At 44.8% G+C, this 11,997-nt stretch carries 10 protein-coding genes; 3 read left to right on the forward strand and 7 right to left on the reverse strand.

Going from position 1 to position 11,997, the window contains the following annotated elements:
- Positions 1 to 17 precede the first annotated feature (17 nt).
- The 6 genes from DL796_RS08490 to DL796_RS08515 form a co-directional block, all read right to left on the reverse strand.
- Complete coding sequence (locus DL796_RS08490; protein WP_110201262.1) at positions 18 to 1,868, reverse strand: AsmA family protein; 1,851 nt, start codon at positions 1,866 to 1,868, stop codon at positions 18 to 20.
- 387 nt (positions 1,869 to 2,255) lie between these two features.
- On the reverse strand, positions 2,256 to 3,938 hold the full coding sequence (locus DL796_RS08495; RefSeq protein WP_110201263.1) for a glutamine--tRNA ligase/YqeY domain fusion protein: 1,683 nt from the start codon (positions 3,936 to 3,938) through the stop codon (positions 2,256 to 2,258).
- 164 nt (positions 3,939 to 4,102) lie between these two features.
- Complete coding sequence (locus DL796_RS08500) at positions 4,103 to 4,672, reverse strand: PqiC family protein (RefSeq protein WP_110201264.1); 570 nt, start codon at positions 4,670 to 4,672, stop codon at positions 4,103 to 4,105.
- Complete coding sequence (locus tag DL796_RS08505) at positions 4,669 to 5,640, reverse strand: MlaD family protein (RefSeq protein WP_110201265.1); 972 nt, start codon at positions 5,638 to 5,640, stop codon at positions 4,669 to 4,671. The genes DL796_RS08500 and DL796_RS08505 overlap by 4 nt, the downstream gene beginning before the upstream one ends.
- A gap of 45 nt (positions 5,641 to 5,685) precedes the next feature.
- On the reverse strand, positions 5,686 to 6,483 hold the full coding sequence (locus DL796_RS08510) for an ABC transporter ATP-binding protein (protein WP_196597982.1): 798 nt from the start codon (positions 6,481 to 6,483) through the stop codon (positions 5,686 to 5,688).
- 2 nt (positions 6,484 to 6,485) lie between these two features.
- Positions 6,486 to 7,604, reverse strand: coding sequence for an MlaE family ABC transporter permease (locus tag DL796_RS08515; protein WP_110201266.1), 1,119 nt, complete (start codon positions 7,602 to 7,604; stop codon positions 6,486 to 6,488).
- A 183-nt stretch (positions 7,605 to 7,787) separates the two neighbouring features.
- On the opposite strand from DL796_RS08515, the gene xseB reads away from it, so the two are divergent.
- From xseB to dxs, 3 genes are read left to right on the forward strand one after another with little or no spacing between them, the layout of a single operon-like run.
- The gene (gene xseB, locus DL796_RS08520; protein WP_110201267.1) at positions 7,788 to 8,036 is read left to right on the forward strand and encodes an exodeoxyribonuclease VII small subunit; all 249 of its coding nucleotides are present in this window, start codon (positions 7,788 to 7,790) and stop codon (positions 8,034 to 8,036) included.
- An 8-nt stretch (positions 8,037 to 8,044) separates the two neighbouring features.
- Positions 8,045 to 8,935: a (2E,6E)-farnesyl diphosphate synthase gene (gene ispA, locus DL796_RS08525; protein ID WP_110201268.1), complete on the forward strand. Its 891-nt coding sequence runs from the start codon at positions 8,045 to 8,047 to the stop codon at positions 8,933 to 8,935.
- Between the two features lie 16 nt (positions 8,936 to 8,951).
- The gene (gene dxs, locus DL796_RS08530) at positions 8,952 to 10,808 is read left to right on the forward strand and encodes a 1-deoxy-D-xylulose-5-phosphate synthase (RefSeq protein WP_110201269.1); all 1,857 of its coding nucleotides are present in this window, start codon (positions 8,952 to 8,954) and stop codon (positions 10,806 to 10,808) included.
- Positions 10,809 to 11,497: 689 nt separating this feature from the next.
- On the opposite strand, the gene DL796_RS08535 is transcribed toward dxs, so the two are convergent.
- Entirely contained in the window at positions 11,498 to 11,995 is a 498-nt protein-coding gene (locus DL796_RS08535; protein WP_110201270.1) for a phosphatidylglycerophosphatase A family protein, read from the reverse strand.
- Positions 11,996 to 11,997: the final 2 nt, after the last annotated feature.

Raw genomic sequence — 11,997 nt, forward strand, 5'->3', positions numbered from 1 at the left:
GCAAAAAGGTTTAGTTGTTATTTCTTACGATTAAAAATATCGCCGAGCTTGTCCTTCAACTTATCTTTTGCCTTATCTTCAAGCTCTTCTTTCTTTTTGTCGATTTTGTCTTGATACTCAGCCTTCAACAAAGCTTCAATATCAATGCTCGCTTTTGGCTCCGCCCATGTTCCCCTTAGCTCAAAAGGTAACTTTTTGCCTTGGAGTTTTGGGTATTTCTGCTCGACCAGCTCTTTAAGCTTGCCTTTCAAGGATAGCTGGAAATTACCCGCTAGGGTTTCTTGATTAGCATTGGTCGATGCTTTTCCCACCAGATCAAATACTGGTGAGTTAAGTTTGAAGTCCGGTAGCTCGATTAATCCTTTATTGGCTTTAATATTACTGCTCAAATTGGCAAAGCTGGTTTTGCCACTGTAGTTTTGCTTGTTCAACGACTCCAAACTCAAGCCAGACTGGATGAGTTTCTCAATATCAATTCCGTTAAAGGCGCCGTCCGTTAATTGTAAATTACCTGTACCGCTAAGGTTCTGAAGCATTTCTTTTACGCCAGCCCCCTTGGTTTTCATGTTCAGGTCAAGCTCGCCTAATCCTGACAACTTATCCAGTTCAAAAAATGCCGCCAATAAATCGCCAATTTGAATATTGTTAAAATCTGGCTGTATTGACAAGGCTAGAGGCTTAGCCACAAAGTTTATACTGGCTATGGTTTCCATATGCCCCTGAAAAGCATCCGCTTTAAAAGGATCGAGAAATAGCGTAGTGCCTTTATTTCTAAGGTTCGCCGATACTTTGTTAAAAGTCGCGTTTTTCAAAACAAGTTCATCAACCTCTAACTGCCCTTTGACCCGTGCACGCTTTAAGAAATCGGCAATTGGCGATAAATCGAGTGGCTTAGTCTGTTTCGGTTTTTCCTCGCTAGCTGTCGCCGCCATCAATCCTTCAAGCTCTAAACGCTTTGCGCTCAACTTAACATCGATGTCTTTAAAAGAGCTGAAGCCAGCATTTAACTGGATGTTGATTGGTTGACCGTTTAGTCTAACCACGCCATGATGACTAAGCTGTGTGGTTTTCTCCGCCATACTAAGCTCAAGATCTCCGCTTAAGGCAATTTCCTTTAACTGTTCGCTTAGCCCCTCAAGTTCAGCCTCTAATTGGCTCACTTTAAACTTTTTGAAATCAGCACCGACCCAAAGATCGCCAGATAACCCCCACTCCGTCTTAGCGCCATCTGCTTGCAAAGTTCCTGTTGCTGAAATCGGCGTACTCGACCCTGGCGCAAAGTCGTTAACTTCGAGTTTGTTCAAGTGGAAACTTTGGCTTAACTTCTCAGAATAATCGTATTGGTTCAGTGTAAAATCTGTCAGCACCAAACTTTCTAAACTTAGACTTCCTTGCTTTGAGTTTGAGGATTCTGATGCTTCTTTTGTATCGCTTGTCTTAGTAGAAGGCGTTGACTCCTTGGCATTAACTAAAGCTTCTATATTAGAGCGTCCCTGATTATCGCGAAGCAGATTTAACTCAGCGCCAGACAACTCGACTGCGCCAACTTCAATGTCGCCACTAAATAAAGGCATTAGCTTGATACTGGCCGCCACTTGATCCACTTTCATCAAGTGTTTATCGCTTTTAAAGCTTTGTGGTTGAGATAAGGTGATACCACCCGTTTCAATATGCAGCCACGGGAAAAAGCTTAGTGACAACTCCTGCTCAATGACTAAGTCTGCGCTGGTTTCAGTTTTGACTTTCTTAACTAACTGATTTTTGAGCTCGTCACTATTGAAGAAAATCACAGCGACAATGCCTAAAGCTAAAATTAGGACAATTAATGTGCTAACAATGCCCAATATCCATTTAAACAATCGTTTCATAATCACTCGCAATATCAATAAGTTGGGATGTATATCTTAGAGTAACGCTAGTTGAGCAAGGTTCCAACCAAATTTCTCACGATTTGTTTGAACTATTTGTAAAATCTGTGGACTAACCTAGTGAATAGATAAGATATTCTTTGTTGTTGTAAAAAATTGTTGTTAAAAATCTTTGTTGTTTATTAACTTAATAGATAAGTTGTTAGCCCGAAGTTCTACAATTGGAAATGTCGTGTGATAGATAAGTTGTAGGACTGTTTTTAAAGAGTTGATGTAAAGAGTTGTTACTTAAAAGTTGTTAGTCAAAAGAATCAGGCCACCTCATATGGGTGGCCTTTCTTTTTTGTGCTTAACTATTTTGCTAGTAGGATTCAACGAAGCCTATAATTAACCATTCCAAGAATCACGTAACGTAACCGTTCGATTCAGAATCAAACTATCCGCATTGTGCTCATAGCGATCGGTAGTGAAATAGCCTTCACGTTCAAACTGGAATCGTGTCTCTGGCTCTGCTTCCGCCACACTCGGCTCTACCATCGCCTTAATCACTTTTAACGAGTCAGGGTTAAGTGCTTGGTTAAAGTCATCCATTGCTCCTGGGTTTGGAACATTAAACAAACGGTCATAAAGGCGGACTGTCGCTTCTTTGGCGTATTTCGCAGACACCCAATGGATCACGCCACGAACCTTACGCCCCTCAGGATTCTTACCCAAAGTATCTGGGTCGTAGGTACAATGAAGCTCTTTAACTTCACCGTTCTCGTCTAAAATCGCTTCATCGGCGCGGATAACATAAGCATTACGCAGGCGAACTTCACCACCCTTAACCAAACGCTTATATTTTTTATTGGCGCTTTCGCGATAATCGGCACGATCAATATACAGCTCGCGCGTAAACGGTAATTCACGCGTCCCCATCTCTTCAATCTTCGGATGGTTCATGCCTTCTAACATTTCTTCTTTGTCTTCTGGGTAGTTGGTGATAACAACCTTGATCGGATCTAACACCGCCATACGACGTTCAACCGTATCGTTTAAGTCATTACGCACGGCATCTTCCAAAAGCGTCATGTCGGTAACACTATTGACCTTGCTTATACCCACCGCTGCACAGAAATTACGAATTGATTGTGGTGTATAACCGCGACGGCGCATACCCGCAATCGTTGGCATACGAGGATCATCCCAGCCATCAACCTTGCCATCCTCAACCAGTTGAGTCAGTTTACGCTTAGAAGTGATAGTGTAAGCGAGGTTAAGTCGTGAAAATTCAATTTGTTGTGGGCGCGATGGAGCCGAAATATTGTCAAGTACCCAGTCATAAAGCGGTCGATTGACTTCAAATTCGAGCGTACACAAGGAGTGAGTAATGTGCTCAATAGAGTCAGAAATACAATGCGTAAAGTCATACATCGGGTAGATGCACCACTTATCGCCTGTGCGGATATGGTGTAAACGACGAATTCGGTATAAAACCGGATCACGCATCAACATATTCGGGTGCGCCATGTCGATCTTTGCGCGCAAGACCATCTGCCCATCGGCATATTTGCCGGCCTTCATATTACGGAAAAGCTCTAGGCTTTCTTCCGTCGGACGATCACGATAAGGGCTGTTTTTGCCTGGAGTTTGGAAGTTACCACGATTTTTAGCTATATCTTCCGCTGGCTGCTCATCAACATAAGCCAAGCCCTTATTGATCAACTCTTCAGCGAAATTATACAAATCATCAAAATAATCCGAGGCATGACGAATTTCACCTTCCCATTCAAAGCCTAGCCAGCTGACGTCTTCTTGAATAGAACGCGCGAACTCTTCGCTTTCTTTGGCCGGGTTTGTATCGTCAAAGCGTAAATTACAGGGTGCTTGGTAGTCTTCGGCAATTCCAAAATTCAAACAAATCGATTTGGCGTGACCGACGTGCAGATAACCGTTTGGCTCTGGCGGGAAACGCGTATGAACTCGCCCATCGTTTTTACCCTCAGCCAGATCTTGGTTGATCTTGTTGCGGATAAAGTTGGTTGGCGTTGAATTTTCAGTGGTTTTTTCCGTTGATTTTGTCTCTGACATATTGGAATTGCTCACACAGTATCAAGTTGATTAAACTAAGCTCAAAGGCTTGCTAGCCTAAGAATCGGCAAATGTATAACGCAAGCTAGCGATTTTAACGAGAATTAAGGCCTAATGCGATAGCTATTAGGCTAAATGTGGGGCTTGAGCGTAAAAAAGCAAGCTTAGGGTTGTTGGATAAGCTGCGCTATTTTCTTCGCCAGCTGCTTTATAAGAAGACGCTCAGCAGTTACCGCGGCAGCATAACCATCCCCTTCGAGAGCCTCTCGCAAGGCAAAAGAGCGTACTACCGATGGGCCATCCTTTCTGCTCAAGGTCACTTTGGCCTCAAGGAAAGCTGAAGAATCATCAAAACTGGCGTCGAGCCGCTTGATGTCTAACTGAATCGACACCTCAACCTGATCAGATTTACGCCACGGGAACTCAAATACATTGTTGGTGTTGAGTTCGATCGCTAAGTCATGCTGTAACGAGCTGATAATCAAGCCGCGTAAGTCTGAAGCCCAGCGGTCAAACTCCGAAAAGATGATTTGGCTTGAGTTGGTTCGAATCGCTATTTGAGGCTTCTGTAAATAATCCGCCACCGATACCGGGCCTAGGCCGACACGCAAGTTGCCCGTTTTCTCAGCATCACTAAATTCATTTTCCAGTAAGTAAAAATTAGCGCTTGGCGAGCGAGTCGAGCAGCCGCCTAACGTAAGTGCCATAAACAAACCAATCAAAAGATACTTCATTGCTTATCCTTACCGTAAATTAACGCCTCAGGGTGTCTTTCAACATAATCCGTCAATACTCGAATCGAATGTGCGGCTTTAGAAAGCTCTTCAAGGGTTTGATTAAGCTGATACTGCAGTTCAGAATCTTGGCCATAGGAGTGCTCGATTGAGTTCACCAATTTTTCGGTGTCGTTAAGCACCCGCTCTAAACTGCTAAAGCTTCGCTCCAAACTGGTGACTAACTTAGGTACCCGTTGATTTAAGCTTTGCGCCAGTGTTTGGTACTCGTCCATGGTTTGTTTAAACTCTGCTGCGACTGGTTTTATTTCCTTATTAAAGGTATCCGCAACCTGTCGGTATTGGATCATGGTCGCGTTGAAGTTATTCAAACTGCTCTGTAAATCAGTTTCTGAGATTAAGCTATTGGCGTTTTCCAACAAGGTATTCATATTATTGGCAACGTCCGCCAGTGGTAGCTTTGAAACTTCATCTGCAAACAGACTTAATGCGCTTGGGGCAGTCGGAAACTCAGGAATATCCTTAATTACGCCAAGCTTTCTGATCGGGATGTCGGGCCTGAATTCCAGAGCGATGCGCATTCTTCCTGTGACTAAACTTTGCGTTTCCAAGGTGCCTTTTAAACCCTTTTCGACAATGCGCTCAGTAATATTTTCTATCTTCTCATCGTGATCATTAAGCCCCTTGAAGCTGTCGGGGTAGATATTGACGTAAACAGGTGTAAAAATATCCAAAGTATTGGGGTCTGAAATCACTTCTATTTTTTTGACCGAGCCGACTTTGACGCCTTTATAAACCACTGGCGAGCCTTGGTCGAGACCGGCTAAAGAGCCATCGAAAAACATCACAAATTCTTTCACAGGCTCATTAAATCGAGCCTTTGCAAAAAGCACAATAGCGCCCACAAGCAGAACAATAGCGCCTAAAACAAAGCCACCGATTGCCGTCGATTGAGATTTATTACTCATCCTTTATAGCTCTCTTCACGTAAACACCTTTTTAGTCATTGTTTTCTAACCACCCTCACCACGAGTTAGGAAGTTTCGCACAGTCTCGCTTTCACAGTTGCTCACCAAATCATTAGGGTTGCCAGTAGTGAGCATTGTTTTACTGTCAGCATCCAAAAACACCGAGTTATTGCCTATGGCGAAAATACTCGCGAGCTCATGTGTCACCACCACAAAAGTGCAGCCAAGATTATCTCTTAGCTGTAATATTAGATCATCCAGCATGCGAGCGCTAATCGGATCGAGCCCTGCCGAAGGTTCATCTAAAAACAATAACTCTGGCTCAAGCGCCAGCGCACGAGCCAACCCCGCACGTTTGCGCATGCCACCACTAATCTCCGAAGGGTAATAATCTTCGAAACCACTTAAACCGACTAAAGCCAGCTTTAACGAAGCTAAGTGTTTGATATCACTCGGTGATAAATCGGTAAACTCGCCTAAAGGCAAGGCGATATTTTCCGCAAGCGTCATGGAGCTCCACAAAGCACCGCTTTGGTATAACACCCCACAGCGTTGCATCAGCGCCTGGCGCTTTGAGTCCTGGGTCTGCCAAAAATCTACGTACTCACTACCATCTTGGCCAATCGCCTCGTCGCTTCGAAACAAAACGCGTCCCGCTGCCGGCTCTTTTAAGCCAATAAAATGCTTCAATAGCGTACTTTTTCCGCAGCCACTGCCCCCCATAATGATGAAAATATCCTGTGGCTTGATATCGAAAGTTAAATCCCTTTGCACCACAAAGTTATCATAAGCCATGGTTAAGTCTTCGACTTTAATAATGCTGTTGTCCGTTGGTTGGGTCATTATTAAATCCCTAATAAGCTAGTGATGATGGCAAAAAGCCCATCGATAACAATGATAAAGACCACACCAGCGACTACAGCAGAAGTTGCAGCATCACCCACAGCCGAGGCGCTTCGCCCTGAGTGCATACCGTTCATGCAGCCAGTTATGGCAATCACGATACCAAATATAAAGGCCTTTATTAGCCCCAAGCTAATATCGGTCATATCGACAGCATTTAAGGTTTGCTGCCAATATTCTGTAAAGCTCAAGCCCATAGCGCCAATACTTATCACGGCACCACCGAGGATCCCAAGGACATTGGCGTACAAACATAACAGCGGCATCATAATGACCAATGCGATGATCCGTGGCAGAACAAGAAAGTCCATTGGGGATATACCCAAAGTTCTATAGGCATCGATTTCTTCGTTAACTTGCATGGTGCCGATTCTGGCGGCAAAGGCAGCGCCCGTTCGACCAGCCATGATAATGCCAGTCATCATGCAGCCCATTTCACGTACCATAGCGATACCGACCAAGTCAGCGACATAAATTTCAGCGCCAAATTGCTTTAACTGCACCGCGCCGACAAAGGCCAAAATTATCCCTACCAAAACGCTGATCAAAGTCACAATAGGCAAGGCTTCTGGCCCAGTATCGGATAAGATGTCTCTTAAGTCTGTTGCTCGAAAACGTGCACGCCCTCGTAACAAGCGATAAAAACTTTTGACGCTTTCACCAAGAAAACAGAAAAAACTGATTGCTTCGCGATAATCCGTAATCGCTTTATCGCCAAGAAAAGATAGAAATGATTGTTCTTCTTTGTTTTTGCCGGAGCCTTCGCGTTCAGGTACGGTTCGCGCCAATTTCAGAAGCTCGAGCACACCTTGCGGAAAAGCTTGAAACTTTAAGCTAAGATCGCGCTGCTGCGCCTCTTGATCGAGTCGCAATAAGAGGCTGACTAAGGAGCTATCCCACGCCTCAATAGAGCCGCCATCGATGGTGCCAAAAGGCTCTTGCCTAAAATCATTAAGAATAGAATCAGCAACTTGGCTGTCGCAATTAATCGTCCAGCGCCCCGAGAGCCTCAGCTGACCAGCATCACCGTCATTTTTGATCTGATATTGGCTACCACTCATTAGCTATTGCAAGGCCCCACGCACGTTGGTTAAGTTGTTGATGATTATGATTTTTCCATGACTATTCTGACATAGTAGCTAACCGCGCTAACTGTAGCAACTGGTGTATTGACGCTGTCGCTTTTCTTTTTTGTTACAATATAGGACAATAGCCACCCTTAATGAATCCTCATAAAAAGACCTATGCCTACAAAACAATCTTCCAAAACAAACTTCGAAACTCAACTAACCGAGTTAGAGTCTATTGTTGATCAATTAGAGTCGGGCGAATTGCCGTTGGAAGATGCGTTAAAAGTCTTTGAAAAAGGGGTTAAATTGTCTCGCCAATGTCAGCAATTACTGTCTGAAGCTGAGCAGAAAGTCACTATCTTGATGGGCAGTGACTCAATGAAGAGCGAAGAACAAGACTTCGACAGCTCCGAGCAAGAATAATCTTCATCATGACTATTGAGAACCATTTGCAGCAGTGGCAAAGCCAAGTCGCACAGCTTCTTGAAACGCGCTTGCCACAGCCCGAAACGATGCCACATACCTTGCACCAAGCGATGCGCTACGGGGCATTAAACGGTGGTAAACGTATTCGTCCGATCTTAGTTTACGCCGTTGGCGAAGCATTGGGAGCCAATATTGATGATCTCAACGCGCCGGCGTTGGCCGTAGAGCTTATCCATTGCTACTCTTTAGTGCATGACGATTTGCCGGCTATGGACGATGATGATTTACGCCGTGGAAAACCCACTTGCCACATTGAATTCAATGAAGCGACGGCTATTTTGGCGGGTGACGCACTCCATACCCAAGCCTTTCAAGAATTATCGTCGTTTGAATTTAGCTCACAAGCACAACCGCAACAGCTTGAAATGATTCGTATTTTAGCGGAAGCTAGCGGCTCACAAGGCATGGGAGGCGGCCAAGCGATTGACCTAGAGTCAACGCAAAAAGCTATCGATTTGGCCATGTTAGAGAACATGCACCGCATGAAAACCGGCGCTTTGATTAAAGCGAGTGTACTGCTTGGAGCTTTGTGTGCTGGGCCCTTGAAACAAAAAGAACGCCAAGCATTGAATGATTTTGCCGATGCCATTGGGCTTGCTTTTCAAGTTAAAGACGACATTCTTGATATCGAGTCGGACACTGAAACATTAGGAAAACCTCAAGGCTCAGATCTGGCCAAAGATAAAAGCACCTACCCTGCGTTGCTTGGAATAGAAGGTTCCCGCCGAAAGCTGACAGATTTGTTACAATTAGCGCTACAAGCTTTGGCTGAGTTACCCTACAATACCCAGTTATTGGCCGATTTGGCTAAATTTATTGTCCATCGAAAATCCTAACGGATCTACCGAACCTATGAGCACTGATTTATACCCTTTATTGAAGCAGATCAATAACCCACATGACTTGAGAGAACTCAACAAAAGTCAGTTGGGTGACGTGGCCAATGAGCTTCGACAATACCTTATTAATACTATCAGTCAGTGTGGTGGCCACTTCGCCGCAGGTTTGGGCACGGTAGAGTTAACCGTTGCGCTTCATTACATATTCAATACGCCAGACGACCGTATCGTTTGGGACGTAGGTCACCAAGCATACCCGCACAAAGTGCTTACAGAGCGCCGTGAGCAATTACACACCATTCGCCAAACTGACGGGCTACACCCCTTCCCAGTACGCAGCGAATCTGAGTATGACACTTTTGCCGTAGGTCACTCGAGTACTTCTATTAGCGCGGCACTTGGTATGGCTTTAGCGGCTAAACAAAGTGGCGAAAACCGCCAGTGTGTCGCCGTGATTGGTGACGGTGCTTTAACTGGCGGAATGGCCTTCGAAGCAATGAACCACGCGGCTGACACCGATGCTAACTTACTGGTAATCCTGAACGACAATGAAATGTCGATTTCAGAAAACGTCGGTGGCATGAACCGTTATCTAGCCAAACTCTTGGCTGGACGCTTTTATCAACGTGTTCGTGAGACAGGTAAAAAAGCGCTTCATGGTATTAAGCCTTTGTCTGAATTTGTCAGCCGTGCAGAAGAACACATGAAAGGCATGATGCTTCCAAGTACATTATTCGAAGAGCTAGGGTTTAACTACAATGGTCCTATTGATGGTCATGACTTACCAACGCTACTGAGCACTCTAAGCAATATTAAATCGCTTAAAGGTCCGCAATTTTTACACGTAGTCACGCGTAAAGGTAAAGGTTACGAGCCAGCAGAAAACGATCCTATCGCTTATCACGGCGTACCAATTTTCGACCCGAAAATTGACGAGTTACCGAAAGGTGTTAAGCCAAAAACTTACTCCAATATCTTTGGCGACTTTTTGTGTGATATAGCCGCCCAGGACGAGCGAGTTATGGGTATCACGCCAGCAATGCGCGAAGGCTCAGACTTAATTCGATTCTCTAAAGAATTCCCAGAGCGTTACCACGATGTTGGTATTGCTGAGCAACACGCCGTTACTGTCTCAGCCGGCCTCGCCTGCGAAGGCTTTAAACCCGTGTGTGCTATCTACTCCACCTTCTTACAGCGTGGTTATGATCAGCTAATCCACGACGTTGCACTGCAAAACCTCGACGTCTTATTTGCCGTCGACCGTGGCGGACTAGTCGGTGGCGACGGCGCCACGCATAACGGTGCCTTCGACTTAAGCTACCTGCGCTGTATTCCGAACATGGTTATCATGGCGCCAAGCGACGAAAACGAATGTCGCCAATGCTTATACACTGGCTACTTATATGAAGGCCCTGTTGCCGTACGCTACCCACGTGGCATGGGCTCAGGCATCGAACCAGAAAAACACTTTACAGCGTTTGAAATTGGTAAAGGGCGTCTCGTTAAAGAAAGTACGAAACAACAAGGCGAGAAAGTTGCTATATTAGCTTTTGGCTCAATGGTCAAAACAGCACTAGAAGCCGCCGAAAAAATCGATGCCACCGTCGCCGATATGCGCTTTGTAAAACCGCTCGATGAACAGCTCATTCGTGAACTAGCCGACAGCCATGACTTATTCATTACGATTGAAGAAAACGCCGTCCAAGGTGGCGCAGGCTCAGCAATCAACGAGTTTATTTTAAACAACGATCTTCAGATCAAAGTCAGAAACCTAGGGCTACCCGATAGATTCATCGAACACGGAAGTACAGGGGATTTGCTGGAACGTATTGGCTTAACAGCCGATGATATTGTTAAGGTTGTTTCTTAACCTTCCTTTTATCTCGTCATCCCGTGGTTCAACCACGGGATCCAGCGACCTTGGCTAGTGTCATTCCAAATTTAATTTGGAATCTTGGAATCTTGGAATCTTGGAATCTTGGAATCTTGGAATCTTGGAATCTTGGAATCTTGGAATCTAAGTTTAACTTTGTTTTTTCGCCCCTCGGCGAGTCACTTTCTCTTCTACGAGCAAGAGAAAGTAACCAAAGAGAAACACGCCCCAGACGTTAGGTCCTTCGGACTTCCCTCGTTCTTAAAAGTTACTCACGCGCCACTAAACGAAACATCCATGTTTCGTCTTAGCTAAATTAGGCTCCATGCCTAATTTACGCTATAACTTTTCCTCACTCGGCTAACTTTAAGGGGGGAGCTATAGACCTCAATGACTTAAATACTATCGACTATCTAGTACATACCAACAGGCTTGCACCAAATACCCCTATATTGAGCTGAGCAGAATGAAAGGCATAGCAATTTGAATCGTGGATGATTCAAATAGTGAAATCCAGACCATGGATGGGCTGTATTTCACGGTGCGTTAAGTGGCTTGAGTGGAGCGAAGGAAGTTATTTGAAAAATAACCTCAATATCGGGGTGCGGTTCTTTTTGCCTACTTTTTCTTACGCATCTAAGAAAAAGTAGGTCGCTAAAAAAGCGAAACAGTCACGAAATAATATATTAACTTAAAGTAAAAAATGCCAAGTACAAAACCCCCAAAGAAAACACACCAGCCAAAAGATCATCCACCATGATCCCAAATCCTCCATGTACCTTTTTGTCGAGCCATTTAATCGGCCAAGGCTTAAGGATGTCGAAGAAGCGGAAAAGAACAAAGCCGGCGAGCGCCCACTGCCAGGTGCTGGGGATGGCTATCATGGTGATGAGGTAGCCACAAATTTCGTCCCAGACGATTCCTGGGTGGTCGTGAACGCCGAGTTTTTTGGCGGTGTAATGACATAGCCCAATGCCTATAATCGACAACATTAGGGTTGCGACTAGATAGTAAGGAAGGGTTAAAAAGGATAATCCGTACCAAACCGGAATGGCGACAACCGTGCCCCAGGTTCCTGGTGCTTTTGGCATCAGACCTGAACCAAAGCCAAAGGATAGGAAGTGTAATGGGTTGGTAAACACCATGCGTTTAATCAGTTGTTTTTTGGCCAGTGGGACTGTCATTG

The organism is Kangiella spongicola (genome assembly GCF_003194565.2).
In the GTDB taxonomy this organism is placed as follows: Bacteria; Pseudomonadota; Gammaproteobacteria; order Enterobacterales; family Kangiellaceae; genus Kangiella; species Kangiella spongicola.